The 16,885-nt window shown below is 65.3% G+C and carries 11 protein-coding genes; 4 read left to right on the forward strand and 7 right to left on the reverse strand.

Annotated elements, in window-relative coordinates; genetic code table 11:
* Positions 1 to 107: 107 nt before the first annotated feature.
* The 3 genes from JKL46_RS08945 (at position 108) to JKL46_RS08955 (ending at position 3,233) form a co-directional block, all read left to right on the forward strand.
* Positions 108 to 836 (forward strand): GntR family transcriptional regulator, encoded by a 729-nt coding sequence (locus JKL46_RS08945; RefSeq protein WP_201832005.1) that lies wholly within the window; start codon positions 108 to 110, stop codon positions 834 to 836.
* Between the two features lie 62 nt (positions 837 to 898).
* Positions 899 to 2,095, forward strand: coding sequence for a mannonate dehydratase (uxuA, locus tag JKL46_RS08950; protein WP_201832013.1), 1,197 nt, complete (start codon positions 899 to 901; stop codon positions 2,093 to 2,095).
* Between the two features lie 130 nt (positions 2,096 to 2,225).
* A complete protein-coding gene (locus JKL46_RS08955; RefSeq protein ID WP_201832015.1) occupies positions 2,226 to 3,233 on the forward strand; it encodes a class I SAM-dependent methyltransferase in 1,008 nt (335 codons plus the stop codon).
* Positions 3,234 to 3,526: 293 nt separating this feature from the next.
* Here JKL46_RS08955 and JKL46_RS08960 read toward each other — a convergent pair whose 3' ends face one another.
* Together JKL46_RS08960 and JKL46_RS08965 are read right to left on the reverse strand one after the other, a co-directional pair.
* Positions 3,527 to 6,763: a cadherin domain-containing protein gene (locus JKL46_RS08960; protein WP_201832017.1), complete on the reverse strand. Its 3,237-nt coding sequence runs from the start codon at positions 6,761 to 6,763 to the stop codon at positions 3,527 to 3,529.
* A 130-nt stretch (positions 6,764 to 6,893) separates the two neighbouring features.
* On the reverse strand, positions 6,894 to 8,042 hold the full coding sequence (locus tag JKL46_RS08965; protein ID WP_201832021.1) for an amidohydrolase: 1,149 nt from the start codon (positions 8,040 to 8,042) through the stop codon (positions 6,894 to 6,896).
* 223 nt (positions 8,043 to 8,265) lie between these two features.
* Here JKL46_RS08965 and JKL46_RS08970 point away from each other — a divergent pair, with 223 nt between their 5' ends.
* Positions 8,266 to 9,147 carry an SDR family oxidoreductase gene (locus JKL46_RS08970; RefSeq protein ID WP_201832022.1) on the forward strand — a complete coding sequence of 294 codons (882 nt, stop codon included), beginning with the start codon at positions 8,266 to 8,268 and terminating at the stop codon, positions 9,145 to 9,147.
* Here JKL46_RS08970 and JKL46_RS08975 read toward each other — a convergent pair.
* The 5 genes from JKL46_RS08975 to nirB are packed head-to-tail and all read right to left on the reverse strand — an operon-like array spanning position 9,131 to position 16,876.
* Positions 9,131 to 9,958, reverse strand: coding sequence for a uroporphyrinogen-III synthase (locus tag JKL46_RS08975; RefSeq protein WP_201832023.1), 828 nt, complete (start codon positions 9,956 to 9,958; stop codon positions 9,131 to 9,133). The two genes, JKL46_RS08970 and JKL46_RS08975, sit on opposite strands and share 17 nt — an antisense overlap.
* Before the next feature lie 21 nt (positions 9,959 to 9,979).
* Positions 9,980 to 11,455 (reverse strand): siroheme synthase CysG, encoded by a 1,476-nt coding sequence (gene cysG, locus JKL46_RS08980; protein ID WP_201832025.1) that lies wholly within the window; start codon positions 11,453 to 11,455, stop codon positions 9,980 to 9,982.
* Positions 11,427 to 14,087, reverse strand: coding sequence for a nitrate reductase (locus JKL46_RS08985; protein WP_201832033.1), 2,661 nt, complete (start codon positions 14,085 to 14,087; stop codon positions 11,427 to 11,429). Before JKL46_RS08985 ends, cysG begins: the two co-directional genes overlap by 29 nt.
* A 9-nt stretch (positions 14,088 to 14,096) precedes the next feature.
* Positions 14,097 to 14,429, reverse strand: a complete 333-nt coding sequence (gene nirD / locus JKL46_RS08990) for a nitrite reductase small subunit NirD (protein WP_201832035.1) — start codon at positions 14,427 to 14,429, stop codon at positions 14,097 to 14,099.
* The gene (gene nirB / locus JKL46_RS08995; RefSeq protein WP_201832037.1) at positions 14,426 to 16,876 is read right to left on the reverse strand and encodes a nitrite reductase large subunit NirB; all 2,451 of its coding nucleotides are present in this window, start codon (positions 16,874 to 16,876) and stop codon (positions 14,426 to 14,428) included. The genes nirD and nirB overlap by 4 nt, the downstream gene beginning before the upstream one ends.
* Positions 16,877 to 16,885 lie beyond the last annotated feature (9 nt).

A 16,885-nucleotide genomic window follows, 5' to 3' on the forward strand; every position in this document is an offset into this window, starting at 1 on the left:
CCTCGCCCAAACCCTTATCCGGGCCGGTTTCGAGCACCTGACAAGCCGAACCTTATGCCGATCTTCGCTCCTTTGCAATGGTCTACTAGTATGGTAGTGTGCCACTTATGACGGATAGACCATCCCTCGCAAAACTCGATCTCGGCCGGGAGCCCATGGCCCGGCAGGTGACCCGCGCCCTTCGCCAAGCCATTGTCAGCATGCGGTTTTCTCCCGGAGAAATGCTTTCCGAGCAGGATCTGGCGCAGCGATTCGGCGTCAGCCGCTCGCCGGTGCGAGAGGCGCTGATCAAGCTGAGCGAAGCGGGATTGGTGCGGGTTCTGCCGCAGCGCGGCACCCAGGTCGTCAAGATCTCGCGATCCGCCGTCGAGGATGCGCGCTTCATCCGCGAGGCGGTCGAATGCGCGGTCGTGCGCGAGGCGGCGCTGAAGGCGACGCCGGTGATGCTGGCGGAGCTCAATGCCAGCCTCGCCCGCCAGCGCCGCGGCCAGCGGAACATGTCCACCGACGATTTCATGGCCCTCGACGAGGAGTTTCACCGTCTCCTGGCCGAGACGGCCGGGCGGCCATCCGCCTGGAGCATGATCGAGGATGTGAAGCCGCAGATGGACCGGGTCCGCTATCTCGACGTGAAGCAGGCGACGCCGCGCCATCTCATCGTGGCGCAGCACGCGACGATCGTCGACGCCATCAAGAGATCGGATCCGGCTGCCGCGGAAAAGGCCATGCATCAGCATCTCAGCGAGATCCTGCGCACCCTGCCGGAGCTTGCCGCACAATATCCGGATCTGTTCGAGCCCGAGGCCAACGCCCTTCCCGAGGTGCTCAGCGCGTGACTTCGATGAAAATTTTCGCCCCGCCGACGACTGCGTTCGGCTTTCTTCGATAAGGCAATTCCATGGAACAGACTTGGCGTTGGTTCGGTCCGGACGATGTCGTCCAGCTCTCCCATATCCGCCAGACCGGCGCGACGGGGATCGTCACCGCCCTGCACCAGATCCCGTACGGCGTGATCTGGAGCGTGGAGGAAATCGAGAAGCGCAAAGGCATGATCGCCGCCGATGCCTCCCTCGGCCTGCGCTGGAGTGTCGTCGAGAGCCTGCCGATCCACGAGCGCATCAAGATCGGAGAAGGCGACCTCAAGCCTCTGTTCGACAATTACCGCCAGTCCATGCGCAACCTCGCGCAATGCGGCGTCACGACGATCTGCTACAACTTCATGCCGGTGGTCGACTGGACCCGGACCGAGCTCGCCCATCCGCTGCCCGGCGGCGCCACGGCCCTGCGCTTCAACCTGCATGAATTCGCGGCCTTCGACTGTCACATGCTGCAGCGTCCGGGCGCTGAGGCCGACTATTCCGCCGATGTCCTGGCGAGAGCCAAGGATTGGTACACGCGTTCGTCGGAAGGAGACCGGCGCAAGCTCTTGTCCAACATCATGGCAGGGCTCCCGGGCGCCTATGATCGCTACGACGTGCCGGGCCTTCGCGCCATGCTCGACCGCTACCGTGGCATCGATGCGGCGGCTTTGCGCGAAAACCTCGTCCGCTTCCTGCGCGAAGTGATCCCGACCGCGGACGAGGTCGGGATCCGCATGTGCATCCATCCCGACGATCCGCCGCGCCCGCTGATGGGCCTGCCGCGCATCGTCTCGAACGCGGACGATCTCTCCTTCATCCTCGATGCGGTCCCCTCGCGCTCGAACGGGGTCACCCTGTGCAGCGGCTCGCTCGGAGCCAACCCTGTCAACGATGTTCCCGCCATCGCCAAGCGCTTCGCGGACCGGATCTGGTTTGCCCATCTGCGCAACGTGGCGAAGGATCCGGACGGCTCCTTCATGGAAGCCGACCATCTCGGCGGCGACACGGACATGGTCGCCCTCGTCACCGCCCTGCTCGAGGAGCAGAAGCGCCGCAAGGATGCGGGCGAGAAGCATTGGCGCATCCCGATGCGTCCCGACCACGGCCACGAGCTGCTCGACGACGTGGGCAAGCCGACCCATCCAGGCTACCCGGCCATCGGACGTCTGCGCGGCCTCGCGGAACTCCGGGGCGTGATGCAGGCGGTGTCGGCGCTGCGCAGCCTTCCGCTTTAGAGAAGCAGGTTCGAATCCCACCCTCTCCGTCATGGCCGGGCTTGTCCCGGCCACCCACGTCTAGAGAACCACTACGCTGCAGAAGACGTGGATACCCGCGACAAGCGCGGGCATGACGGCTCAGGGTGGCATGAAGGACAGTGTCATTCTCGGCACCATGGCTCCCCCTTCCCTCGCTTCGCTCGCCGGGGATGACGCCGGGATTGGCCGGCTGCGCTCCTCCACCTGCCATGGGCCGCCATTGGACGGAGCGCCCGTTAGCGCTGCAGTACGGGTGCATGGTATCATTCCGCCTCTCGATCTGGCGAGGCTGCCCAAAGCGACACCAGCCTTGGACTTCATCTCCATAGACAGCGAGCATGGCGCCACGAACTCCACCCTGGACGACCTATACGGGAGCAGTTCAATGAACCAACGCGATCCTTACCGCGATGTTGAGCGTGCTGATGCTTACAGCAAGGTCGGCATCATAAATTCCTACTACCTCGCATACCGCGATCTGCCTCAAATATTCAGCACATATGGTGTAACGGGCGCTGCTCTCGACTTCGGATGCGGAACGGGTCGCTCGACCCGATTTCTGCGCGAGCATGGATTCTCGACCGTCGGGGTCGATATCGCCGAGGAGATGATCGTCAAAGCGATAGAGGCAGACCCTCACGGCGACTACCGGACGATCGACGAGTGCGATCTTGGCGCGTTCCCGAATGGATCTTTTGACTTGGTTCTCTCGTCGATGCCGTTCGATAGTATCCCGACAAAGGAAGAAAAGGTGAGAACGCTCAGGGAGATCAGTCGCGTGTTGAAGCACGGTGGCACTAAAATCCTTATTGCGGCATCGCCGGAATTTTATCTCCATGAGTGGGTGTCATGGTCCACGAAGAGCTTTCCTGAGAACAGGATCGCTCGGAGTGGCGATGTCGTCCGGGTCGTCATCAAGGACCTGGGTGATGATCGCGTGGTCGAGGACTACTTGTGGACGGACGAATCCTACCGTGAGACCTTCGCAGAAACACCACTCCGATTGGTTGAGACACGACGGCCGTTGGCTCAGCCTGAAGATCCCTATCAGTGCGAGTGGCTTAACGAGACAGCGGTCGCTCCTTTTTCCATCTATGTTTTGAAGAAGGCACAGTAAGGCCATCTGTTGGGTCGAATCCAACGCTTGGCGTCCGCGATGATCTCGTCGGGATCGCCGGCACCGATCCCCGGATCTAATCCGGGGAGGCGGAGACGTAAGAGGTGACATGAAAGAGTGTCGTTCCCGGCCAGAGCGCCCTGCTTCGTAACGCTTTCGCCGTCATCACCGGCCTCGTGCCGGTGATCCCGATACATGAAGCGCTGCGCTTTTCCTGATCGGGATGGCCGGGACAGGCCCGGCCATGACGTGGCAGGTGCAGCGGCAATCGCTCGTCCTGTTGCGCGCGCCTCTCAGATCACAAAGAAATCCGCTGCCGTCATCTTGAGGTTCTTCTTCAGGAGCGCGATCTCGACCTGCGCTTTGCGGCCCGTGCCGTCCTCGTCGTAGAAGAGCTTTCCGGTCGCCTTGTCGTAGATGATGCGGTCGTCGCGGTCATGGGCCGCCTTGCCGGCATGGAAGAAGCCGGCCTTCATCTTCACCGGCATCTCCGGCGTGCCCTTGCCGATCGTCTTGAAGACCGCGTTGTCGAGCCAGATCGAATCGTCCTTGACCGAGAAATCCTTGATCGTGTCGACATTCGTCTTCTTGTTGGGCCTGGTGTCGAACACGAAGACGTCGCGGCCGCCATCGCCGCGCAGAATGTCCTTGCCGAGACGGCCCGCGAGGATGTCGGCGCCGGCCCCGCCGGAGAGCACGTCCGCCGCGCTGCCGCCGACGATGCGGTCGTCGAGGCCGCTGCCGGCGGTGCGCTCCGGGTTGACGTCCTCGACATTCACCGTGACGACGCGGTCGTTGAAGAGGCCGCCGGCATCGGTGGCGCGGATGGTGAAGGTGTATGAGCGGGTCTGCTCGTAATCGAGCCCGATGCCGTTCTGCACGACGAGCTGATCGCCGCTGATCGCGAACACGCCCTGCGGCGCGCCGATCAGCGAATAGGTGAGCGTGTCGCCGCCATTGGGATCGCCCGCCGAAAGCTTGCCGACCGGAGTGCCGGGATCGGACAGCTCCTTCACGCCGCTGCCGACGAGATCCGGCACGGCCGGGGTGCGGTTGGCGGTGCGGGTATCGACCGTCAGGGTCTTGGCAACCTCCGTCGTCCCGTCGTCGATCGTGACCGTGAAGGTCGTCCGCTCCACAGAGCCGACCGGATCGCTGCGATCGCGCGGGTCGAATTGCAGCGCGGCAAGCGCCTGCGTGACCTCGGCAGCGCTGCCGCTGAAGGTGAACTCCCCCGTCGCGGCCTCGTAGCTGCCGCCCCTGCCGGGGATCAGCACGCCTTTGGCCTTATCGTCGAGTTTGACGGTCAACGTGATCGCCTGGGTGTCGTCGCTCACGGCGGCGCCGGCGAAGAGCGAGAGCCGGGCGGTGTCGAAGCCGGACAGTGAGGTGGCGGCGAGCGTGAATTCCGGCGGCGCGTTCACAACGGCGACTTCCACATTCACCGTGCTCGCCCGGCCGGCGTCGTTGGCGAGCGTGATCGCGATGTCCCGCGTTCCCTGCGTGACGGATCCCGGGTTGCCGTTGGCATAGGTGAGCACCCGAAGGAGCGCCTGCACCTGTGCCATCGTGGCGGCATCGTCGAAGGCGACCGCCAATCCGGCCGCGCCGGAACCGCCGGCGGTGATGGTGCCGATCCGCGTTCCGTTCACGGAAACCACGCTGTCGATCTCAAGGCCGTTCGACAGGGTCACCGGCGAACCGTTCGCGACGTCGATGCCGAGAGAATCCTCGGCAACGCGGTTCGTGATCGCTACGGTCAGCGTGTCGAAGCGCCCGACGGAATCGAGCAGCACCGCATCGCCGTCGCGATCGAGGCGGACCGCATGGCCGCCCGCGACCGTCACCCGGTCGCCGTTGAGCCCCCCGATGTCGGGCGGAGCGGCCTCGTAGCGCTCGTTGCCGACGACGATGAAGTCGACACCCTGCCGGAAGAGCTGCAGGCGCTCGTCCAGTTCGAAGCTGCCCGACGTCACTTCGACCATGGTGCCCTGCTGGGCGGTGTGGATGAGAAGCGCCGTTTGGGCGTCGGCGACGAGGACATTGACGGCCCTCGCGCCGAGGTTGATCCGGCTGAAATTCGCGATCGTCGTCCGCGAGAGTTCGTAGGGCATCGCGTTGCTGTTCAGCACGAGCGTGTTGGTCCCGAGGCCGCCGTCGATGAAGGTGACATCCGCGAGACGGTCGGCATCGGCCAGGATGGTATCGTTGCCATCGCTTCCGATCAGACGCTCGATGCCGGAAAGGCTGCCGGCGTCGGACAGGTCGAGCTGGCCCGCACCTTCCATCTGGAGCGTGTCGGTGCCGAGGTTCCCGGTCACGATGTCGCGCGACAGGCCGCCCGGCTCGACCAGCAGGAGATCGTCCTCGTCGGTGCCGACGGCGATCTCCTGCGCCGCGGTGAGGGTCATATCGCCAGCCTTGGAAAAGACGCGCTGGGCGATGCCGGCCGAATTCGGCTCGTCCTGGTTTTCCCAGGTGACGACCCATCCTCGATTGTCCGGCAGGGCGGTGACGCCGGCGCGTTGATTGCCCGGCCCAGCCGCTACCACGACGTCGGGCCCGATTGTCCGGCCGAGAGGATCGTAGTGTCGCTGCACGATCCCCTCGACGGAGGTGAAGCTGACGACCCAGCCGCCGTCGGCCAGGGCGGTCACGCTCGGTTCGTGCTGATCGCCGGCCATCACGTGGGACACCAGGGCCGCCAAGGTGCGCTGGGTTCCGTTGCCGTTGAAGACCTGCTGGTAGAGGTCGTTTCCGGTTTCGGACGCGGCCACCTGCCAGGTCACCACCCAGCCGCCATCGGCAAGCGCCGCGACCTTGGGCTGGATATGCTGCCGGCCGTCCTCCGGTCCCACGCGGAAGGGCCGTCCGACCGCAGCCCCGTTGGCGTTGAATGTCTGGGCTCCGATATAAGATACGTTGTCGCGGCTGCTGCTCCAGACGACGACCCACCCGGCCACTTCTCCCTCGACGGCGCCCTTCAGGGCGGAAACGCTCGAATAGTCCTCGTCGGTGGCCGGGCTGCGATAAACGAGTGTGGCCGCTGTCACCTGACCTCCGTCGTTGAACCGCTGCTGCATGATCTCCCTGGTCGTGCTCGACCAGGTGACCACCCAGGAATTGTCGGGGAGCCCGGTGATCGATATGTTCTGATCGCCGGCGAGAACGCCCGCAATCGTGCGTTCCGCCCCGACGGGAGACCCTCCATCGCTGAAGCGCTGCAGGTGCAAGGCATCGTCGCTCGTGTCATGCCAGGCCACGACCCAGCCGCCATACGGCAAGGCGGCGATCACCGGCGAGTATTGATCGCTGGCCGTTTGCGTGTTCACCTGGATGTTGTCGAGGACGCGCTCGCCCGCGGCGTTGAAGCGCTGGATGAAGATGCCGGTACCGTCGCCATCCGGCCCGCTCCACGCGGTGATCCATCCGCCATCCGCCAGGGTCGTGACGCTGGGATAGGTTTGGTCGCCTTCGACGACGGTATTGACCTGGATCTCGCTGCCGCCGCGATAAACGGTGAAAGCCATTTGACGCCCCCCTGGTGCCTGGGCCTGAAGCCCCAAATGCCCAGGCGGACGTCTGCGGGCCTGCCCAAGCGGTACGGGCGCAATGTATAGCAAATATATATCGTACCAATAAAGAGACGATGAGGGAAAACTAGCCCAACAGATTCCTGATCGTGCGCATGAAGACCCGCGTGCCGATCCCGATGAGATCGTCGGGGAAGTCGTAATCCGGATTGTGCAGGTTCGGATGGTGTTCGCCTGCGCCCAGGAAGAACATGGCGGCGGGCGCTCTCTGGCCAAAGCGGCCGAAATCCTCAGAGGCGCGCATGGGAAGATCGCCGCGATCATGGGCTATTCCCTCGGCATCGAGCGCCCGGCGCAGATGCGCGACGGCCTCCGGCGCGTTCTCGCAATGCTGAAAGATGTCGTCGTGGGAAATCTCGACGCTTAAGCCTTTCCGTCTTGCCGCACTCAGGACGAGATGCTCGGCACCCGCACACAACTCTTCCATGGTCTCATCGGTCAGCGTGCGCAGGGTCGCCCAGATCTCCGCGCGTCCGGGAGCGACGCCGAAGGCGGGCTCGCCGATCTTCGCATGGGTGACGGTCACCATGGCGAAATCGTCGTCGAGGGGCCCGCCTCGTCCGAGCGAGGTGAGCGCGGGCATCAATTCCGCGACCACGCTCATGGGCGAGACCCCGGTCTCCGGCATCGAGGCGTGGGCGGTTTTTCCATCGAGCACGATGCGCATGCCGCGGGATGCGCAATTGACCGGCCCTTCCGCCAGGGCCACCTTGCCGAGCGCCAGACCGGGAAGATTGTGGAGGGCGAAGGCGAAATCCGGCGTCAGTTCGCGAAATCGCGGATCGGCGACGACGGCGGCGGCCCCCGATCCATCCTCCTCCGCCGGCTGGAACAGCAGCACGATCCGCCCGCTTTGCGGACGCTGGCGGCCGAGGATCCGAGCCAGCCCGGTCAGGATGGTCATGTGCCCGTCATGACCGCAGAGATGTCCCTTGCCAGGCACGGCGGAGCGATAGGGAATCTCGGAAATTTCCTCGATCGGCAGCCCGTCGAGCTCGGCGCGGATCATCACGGTCGGTCCGGGCTGAGCGCCCTCATAGACGGCGGCGATGCCGTGACCGCCGAGGCCGGTGATGAGCCGGTCCGGATTGGTGGTCGCCAGCATCGCGCGGATCTCCTGCGCGGTCTGCGCTTCCTCGCGGGACAATTCTGGCATGCGGTGGAGCTTGTGCCGGAACGCCACCAACTCGACCATGTCCAGGTTGGTCAGCACCATGGATCGCCTCCGTGCCGGGAACCTTCGAGAGCACATGTCGCTCGACCGATCGGATCCGGCCTTCTCGGCCACAGGTTATGGCCCAACTGCCCTCGCGGGATCAACCCGAAGCGATGCAAGCGCTGCTTGCAACGTTGAGAGCCCACGTTGCGCGCGGTTGCCGCCTCAAGAGGATGTCGGTAGCTTTCCGCAGCAATTCAACAGATCAGCGTTACTTTGTGTCATGAAGCTTTTCGTCTTCGGTCTCGGCTATTCCGCCCGGCAGTTCATCGGACTCTACCGTGACAGGTTCACCAGGATCGCGGGGACGGTTCGCTCACCTGAAAAGGCAGAGGAGATTTCCGCGACGGGGATCGATGCATATCGATTCGACGCGACAGGCCACGATCCTCGCATCCTCCACGATCTCGCGGAGGCGGATTCGCTTCTGGTTTCGATTCCGCCGGGCGAGACAGATCCTGTGCTGGATCGGTTTGCCGAGGCGGTCGCCGCAGTGCCTCGCCTGCGCTGGGTCGGTTATCTGTCGACGGTCGGCGTCTACGGCAATGCAAACGGCGGGTGGGTCGACGAGGACACGCCGCCCAACCCGGCAACGCTCCGCTCCCGCCAGCGCATCGCGGCCGAGCGGCAATGGCTGGATCTGGGCGAGCGTAAAGCAATCGCCGTAAAAGTCTTTCGGCTCGCAGGCATCTACGGCCCGGGCCGCAATGCGCTCGCGAAGGTTGCGGACGGCACGGCCAGGCGCATCGTCAAGCCGGGTCAGGTGTTCAACCGCATCCATACGGAAGATATCGCACAGGTTCTGATGGCATCGATCGATCGTCCCAGCCAAAACGCGATCTATAACGTCGCCGATGACGAGCCGGGGCCGCCGCAGGACGTGATCGCCTACGGGGCGGAACTTCTGGGGCGCGAGCCGCCGCCGGAAATTCCCTTCGACGAGGCCGAGATGACACCCATGGCGCGCTCCTTCTACGCGGACAACAAGCGCGTCCGGAATACGCGCCTCAAGACGGATCTCGGCGTAATGCTTCGCTATCCCACCTATCGCGAAGGGCTCCGCGCGCTGTTGAGGGCCGGAGACGGTATCAGGCGGGAGGGCTGACGTCCGAGGCCTTCGCCAGTTTCCGGCCCGATGCGGTTACCAGCGGCTTCAGGTGAAAGCTGTCCTCCGGCATGGCACCGACGGGCCAGCCCGCTTTCTCGACCGCTTCCGCCGTGACGGGGCCGACAGCGGCGACCAGGATCCGCTGCATCGCGGCATCGAGCTCCGCTTGCCTGCCGAAGCGCCGCGCGACCTCCTGCAGCCGCCGCACCTGGGCCGTGCTGGTGAAGGCGATGAGATCTACCTCACCGGAGACGAGGGTCGCGATGAAGTGCAACACATGCTCGTCCTCCTCATCGGAGGCATAGCGGTAGCACAGGATCGCATCCTCCTGCGCTCCGGCGTCACGCAGAAACTCCGACAGTACTTCCTCGCCGCCAGGATAGAGCTGCACGCCGATCCGCTTTCCTTCGAGATTGAGGGTGGACAAAGTCTGCATCAACCCGGCCGTGGTAGGAGCCTCGGCCATCAGGTTCGGAACCAGCCCGATGCCGCGCAGGACTTTTGCCGGTTTCGGGCCGCGGGCGACGATGAAGGTCCTGCTCAAGGCCGCGACGACGTCGGCCTCGATGCCTTTGCGCTCGGCAAAGCCCAGCAGCCGCGTCAGTCCTTCGCCCGTATAGAGAACCAGGATGTCATGCTCGCCGGCGACGAGCCGGGTAAGCCATTCCTCGACGGGTGCTGCGTCCTCCGCATCGTGGATCGACACCAGCGGGCAGCGGATCGCGACGGCACCATTGCGTTCGAGCATCCGTGTGAAGAGATCGAGCTCGCGGCTCTCGGGGACGGCGACGCGGCGACCTTCCAGCATGTTCGTTCCCTCACCGATCCGTCAGGCTTCGGCACTCAGCCGCACCCAGGGCTTAAGCTCCCGGTCCGTTGCCTGTGCGACGCGTCCGAAGACCTGGCCGACCCCGATGATGACGGGCTTCGTCGCGTCGCGCCGTTCGCTCGCCCAACCGAGATCGGCGATGGAACCGGCCCAGCGCTCGTCGCCTCGTGAGACATCCGACACCATCACTGCCGGCAGGGAGGCAGGGCTTCCGGCCGCGATCAGACGCTCGGCGATGGAGCCTGCCGTACCGCCGGCCATGTAGAAGATCGTCGTCGTGTTCGGGTCGGCGAGCCCCTGCCAGTCGAGACCGCTCGGCAGTTGCCCTGTCTTCGCGCAGCCCGTCACGAACCGGACGGATTGCGCCAGATTGCGGTGAGTGAGCGACGTGCCGAGCACCGAGGCTAGCGCTATGCCGGCGGTGATGCCGGGCACGATGTCGACGGGGATTCCTGCCTTCTCCAGATGCTCGATTTCCTCGCCTGCCCGCCCAAAAATCATCGGATCGCCGGACTTGAGCCGCACCACCTGCTTGCCCTGCAAGGCGAGGCGCGTCATCAGCTCGTTGATGTCACCTTGCGCGCAGGAGGCGCGCCCTCCCCGCTTGCCGACCATCATACGCTTCGCCTCGCGGCGGGCGAGTTCGAGAACATCCTCGGAGACGAGATCGTCGAAGAGTATCACGTCCGCGGATTGGAGGGCCCGCATCGCCTTCAGGGTCAGCAGCTCCGCATCCCCGGGACCGGCACCGACGAGGGTGACGCGCCCGACCTTCTCTCCCGTTTGCCGGGCGATGCGCTCCAGCACCGTCTCCGTCGTGTTGCCGTAGGCCTCCGGCGCCTTGCCACGGAACGCAAGGTCGGAAAAGCGCTCCCAGAAAATGCGCCGCGCCATGCCCTGCGGCAGATGCTGCATCACGCGCTCGCGCATGTGTTTGGCGAAGCTGGCCCAGGATGCGACGGAGGGATGCAGCAAGGTCTCAATCTTGCGCCGGATCGCCTGCCCGAGAACGGGCGCGGCGCCGTCGGTCGAAATGCCGATCACCACGGGCGAGCGATTGACCACGGAGCCGAACTGGAAATCGCAGACGGCCGGCTTGTCGACCACGTTCACCGGCACGCCGGCATCATGCGCTGCAGCCGCAAAGGCTTCGGCCTCCTCCTCGTCGTCAATGTCGGCAACGGCGAGAGCAGCGCCTTTCAGGATTTCCGCCGACCATGCCGAACGGTGCAGCGTAAGCGAGCCGTCCGCAGCGCCGCGCGCCAGCAGGGTTTCCATTTCCGGCGATGGCTCTTCGGCGTAGATCTCGACATCGGCGCCGGCAGCAGCAAGAAGCTCCGCCTTCCAGGCAGCTCCCGCCGATCCGCCGACCAGCACCGCGCGGCGCCCTTTCAGATCGAAGAAGACCGGCAGCTTGGCGAGGCGGCCGAGCCGTGCCGGCTCAGTCTCAGACGGCTTTCTTAAGGGCTGCAGCATCGATCAACCTCCTGATTTCAACGCGGCAGGAGCCGCAATTCGTGCCGGCGCGCAAAGCGGCGCCGACGGCTTCCACGCTCGTAGAGCCATGCTCGACAGCCGCCGCGATCTGGTTCGCGCCGACGGAAAAGCAGGCGCAGACGATGGGGCCAGGATCCGGCTGGTCGAGGCCGGGCCGTCCGCTCAGCAGGCGCAGGCGCTCGGCTCCGGTGATCGCGTCAGCCTTCAGGTGCTCGACCGCCCAGGTCCGCGATACGGCCACAGGCTGCGGCGCGATGAAGAGAGCGCCGACGAGCGTGTCGCCGGAAAAGGTCGCGAGGCGGAAGCTCGCCTGATCCTGATCCATATACGACAGGGTCTCGGTTCCCTCGCCGCTGCGGATCAGGTCGGTCGCATAGATTGTCCAATCCTCGACCGGCTCACTGCCGGCAAGCTCGACGCGCCATCCGCCCTCGGCGCGGGCGATTGCCCAGTAATCAGCATGGATGATCTCGGGCTTGTTGCGCAGCACCGCGAATCCGTACCAGGCAGCCTCAAAAGGTTCGATGCGCGCGCAGGAGGATTTGAGAGCTGGCTGACCGGAGATGGGATCGACGGCGGCAAGAACGGCGGAGCCGATACGTCCCTTGCCGGTCTGCTGGTCGGTCCAATGCATGGGAGCGAAGATGCTGCCCTTCTGCTGGCGCTCGGTCACGAGAGCGCGCACGAGCGCCGTACCCTGCGGCGTGACGATGCGCACCAGGGTGGCGGGCGCAATGCCCGCGTCCTCGGCATCGTCGGAGTGGATCTCGCAAAAACTTTCCGCGTAATGGCTCATGAGACGCGGCGTCTTCGCCGTGCGCGTCATGGTGTGCCACTGGTCGCGGATGCGGCCTGTATTGAGCACCAGTGGGAAGTCGGACGAAACGGATTGAACTGCAAGCGGCGTCGGAACGAACCGCCCTCGCCTGTCGGGGGTATAGAAGCCGCCCTCGGCGAAGAAGCGGGTCGTACCGGCATCGAGCGCCTCGCCCGACCGGCGCGGCCACTGGAACGGCTCGAGCACATCGTATGCCTTCTCGCTCAGATCGGCGCAGGCGGAGATGTCGAAGTCGCGCCTTCCGTCATTGGCGAGGCCCGAGAGAGCGGCGTGCTCGCGAAAAATCTCGGCGGGCGATTGATAGTCGAAGGCGTCGGCAAAACCCATGCGGGCGGCGACATCGCAGATGATGCGCCAGTCTGGCCTAGCCTCGCCCGGAGGCTTGAGGAATGAGCGCTGGCGCGAGATGCGGCGCTCGGAATTGGTCACCGTGCCGCTCTTCTCCGCCCAGGCTGCCGCCGGCAGGAGCACATGCGCATGACGCGTCGTATCGGTGCGTACCACGTCGCTCACCACCACGAACGGGCAGCGGCGCAAGGCCTCCTGAACCGCATCGGCATCCGGCAGCGAATCCGCCGGGTTGGTGCCCATGATCCAGATCGCCTTGACCTGGCCCTCGCCGACGGCGCGGAAGAGATCGACCGCCTTCAGGCCGGGTTTTTCGGCAATGCGCGGGCTGTTCCAGAACGAGCGAACCAACGCGCGGTGGCTTGCGCTGTTGATGTCGAGATGGGCTGCGAGCATGTTCGCCAGCCCGCCGACCTCGCGCCCACCCATGGCGTTCGGCTGCCCGGTGAGCGAGAACGGCCCCATGCCGGGCCGGCCGATGCGGCCGGTGAGCATGTGGCAGTTGATGATCGCATTGACCTTGTCGGTGCCGGTGACCGATTGGTTCACGCCTTGGGAATAGGCCGTCACCACGCGCTCGGAACGGCTCCACAGGGTATAGAACTCGCGCAGCTGCTCCGCCGGCAGGCGGGTGGCGTTCAGCGCTCCGGGAAAGCCGCATTCGCGCGCAGCCTGCAGAGCAGCGTCGAGCCCAGAGGTGTGGGTGTCAACATAGGCGCTGTCGCATAGCCCCATTCGGTCGAGATGATCGAGCAGGCCGGCGAAGAGCGCCACATCCGAATTGGGAGCGACCGCCAGATGGAGGTCCGCTGCCTCCGCCGTCACCGTGCGTCTGGGATCGATGACCACGATCTTCGTGCCGCGCCGCTCGCGCGCCGCAAGCAGCCGCTGGAACAGCACGGGATGGCACCAAGTCATGTTGGAGCCAACGAGCACGACGAGATCGGCCTCCTCAAGATCCTCGTAAGTCCCCGGCACCGTGTCGGATCCGAAGGCGCGGATGTGGCCCGCCACGGACGAGGCCATGCAGAGGCGCGAATTCGTGTCGATGTTCGCTGCGCCGATGAAGCCTTTCATCAGCTTGTTGGCGACGTAGTAATCCTCGGTGAGGAGCTGGCCCGAGCCGTAAAGGGCGACCGATTCAGGTCCATGCTCGGCGATGGTCTCGACAAATCGCGCGGCGACCAGATCGAGCGCCTCGTTCCAGGACGCGCGGCGTCCGTCGATTTCGGGATGCGTCAGCCGGTCGTTGAGGCCGAGCGTCTCACCGAGCGCGGAACCTTTTGAGCAGAGGCGGCCGACATTGGCCGGATGCCGCTCATCCCCTTTGATTGCAACCGAGCCGTCGTCCTGCGGCGTCGCCACCACGCCGCAGCCGACGCCGCAATAGGGGCATGTGGTCCGGGTCGGGTTGCCGCTCGCCATCCCCCCTCCTCAGGCGGCCCGCGCCATGAGCGCCGAAGCCGCGAGCAGGATGCGAGAAGCTTCGATGCGAAGAGGGATCTTGTTGGTGCAGCCATGATCCGCCCCTTGCGCCTCGCCGGTCGCAAGGCTGATCACCCAATTGTGCAGCGGGCATGTCACAGAGTGGCCATGCACGATGCCTTGCGACAGGGGACCGCCCTTGTGCGGGCAGCGGTCGCGCAGGGCAAACAGCGTGCCATCCGCCGCCTTGAAGACCGCGATGTCGCCGCCGGGCGCCTGCACGACGCGCGATCCGAGAACCGGAACGTCCTCCACCGCGCCGATATCGATCCACTCGCTCATTCCGCGGCCTCCGCCAGGGTGAAATTCGCCATCGGCCTGAACTCGTGCGCGTCGCGGCCGGCCACCCGCTCGGCCCAGGGATCGACCTGCGCATTGCGCTGGGAGATGACGAAGCGCTCATAGAGGGCCCGCCGCTTCTCCAGGTCGTCCACCACGCTTGCGCGAATGGAATCGACGCCGATCCGGTCGGCCCATTTGTACATCCGCTCGAGGTAATGGCCCTGCTCGCGATAGAGCTGCGTCAGGGCCGCGATGACCTCGATGCACTCGTCCTCCTCAGGCACCTTGCAGAGCAGCTGCGTGCCCTTGATGTGAAGACCGGCGGCTCCCGCGAAGTGGATCTCGTAGCCGGAATCGACGCAGATCACGCCCACATCCTTGCATGTCGATTCCGCGCAGTTCCGCGGGCAGCCGGAGACGCCCATCTTCACCTTCGCCGGGGTCCAGGAGCCCCACATGAACTTCTCGATCTTCACCCCGAGGCCGGTGGAATCCTGCGTCCCGAAGCGGCACCAATCCGTGCCGACGCAGGTCTTCACCGTGCGCAGGCCCTTGGCATAGGCATGGCCCGAGACCATGCCCGCATCGTTGAGATCGGCCCAGACCGCCGGCAGATCCTCCTTGCGCACGCCGAGCAGATCGATGCGCTGGCCGCCGGTGACCTTCACGGTCGGGATGTTGTAGCGCTCCGCCACATCCGCGATGGCGCGCAGCTCCCGCGGGTTGGTGAGGCCGCCCCACATGCGCGGCACCACCGAATAGGTGCCGTCCTTCTGGATGTTGGCGTGGATGCGCTCGTTGACGAAGCGCGAACGGCCATCGTCCTCGTATTCCTCCGGCCAGTCGCAGAGCAGGTAATAGTTCAGGGCGGGACGGCACTTGGCGCAGCCGCAGGAGCTCTTCCATCCCAGCTCCTGCATCACGGCCGGGATCGATTTCAGCTCCGCCGCACGGATGAGCCGGCGCACGTCGTCGTGACCGAGATCGGTGCAGCCGCACATGGGCTCGACCGCCGACTTGGCGAACTTGTCGCCGAGGGTCAGGGCCATCACCTGTTCGACGAGACCGGTACAGGTGCCGCAGGAGGCGGAGGCCTTGGTATGCGCCCTCACCTCGGCGAGCGAGCCCAGGCCCTTGTCGGTGATCGCCTGGACGATCTTGCCCTTGCAGACGCCGTTGCAGCCGCAGATTTCCGCATCATCCGGCAAGGCTGCAACGGCCGCCATAGGGTCCAGGGGAGCACCCCCGACATAGGACTGGCCGAAAATCAGGGTATCGCGCAATTCCGAGACATCCGCCTCCTTGCGCAGAAGATCGAAGAACCAGGACCCGTCGCCCGTCTCGCCGTAGAGGACGGCGCCGACGATGCGGTTCTCCTTGAGCACGAGGCGCTTGTAGACGCCGCGCGCCGCATCGCGCAGGACGATGTCCTGCCGGTCCTTCGCCTCGCCGAAATCGCCGGCGGAGAACAGGTCGATGCCGGTCACCTTCAGCTTGGTCGCCGTGACCGAGCCGGCATAGGCCGCCGTCTCGTCGCCGGCGAGCTGGGCTGCCACCACCTTCGCCATCTCGTAGAGCGGCGCGACGAGGCCGTAGCAGAGCCCGCGATGCTCGACGCATTCGCCGACCGAGAACACATCCGGGTCGCTGGTGCGCATGTCGTCGCCGACGAGCACGCCGCGGTTGGTCTCGAGGCCCGAATCTTTGGCGAGAACAGCATTCGGGCGGATTCCGACGGCCATCACGACGATGTCGGCTGCAAGCTCGGTGCCGTCATCGAGCCGGACGCCGGTCACATGCGTGTCGCCGAGGATCGCATGGGTGTTCGCCTTGCAGCGCACCGCGATCCCGCGATCCTCGAAAGCCTTCTGCAGCAGGTAGCCCGAGGACGGATCGAGTTGGCGCTCCATCAGGGTCGGCATGAGGTGGAGAACCGTGACCTCCATTCCCTGCGCCTTAAGGCCGGCCGCCGCCTCGAGCCCGAGCAGGCCGCCGCCGATGACGACGGCGTGCCCGCCCTTCCCGGCCGCTTCGAGCATCCTGTTGACGTCGTCGAGATCGCGGTAGGTGACGACGCCCGGAAGCGTCGCCCCGGGGATCGGCACGACGAAGGGCACGGAACCTGTGGCGACGAGGAGCTGATCGTAGTCCGCGACGGTGCCGTCCGCCGCGACGACGCGCTTGGCGGAGCGGTCGATCGCGACGACCTGCCTGCCGCGATGGAGCGTGATGCCGTGCGTCTCGTACCAGGCATCGTCGTGGATGAGGATATCCTCATAGGCCTTCTCGCCCGAGAGCACCGGCGAGAGCATGATGCGGTTGTAGTTCACCCGCGGCTCGGCGCCGAAGATCGTGACCTCGTATTCGCCGGGAGCGCGCTCGAACAGCTCCTCCAGGACGCGGCCGGCGGCCATGCCGTTGCCGATGACGACAAGCTTTCTGGGCATCGTCACTCT

The sequence above is a fragment of the Microvirga zambiensis WSM3693 genome, assembly GCF_016735695.1.
Classification (GTDB): domain Bacteria; phylum Pseudomonadota; class Alphaproteobacteria; order Rhizobiales; family Beijerinckiaceae; genus Microvirga; species Microvirga zambiensis.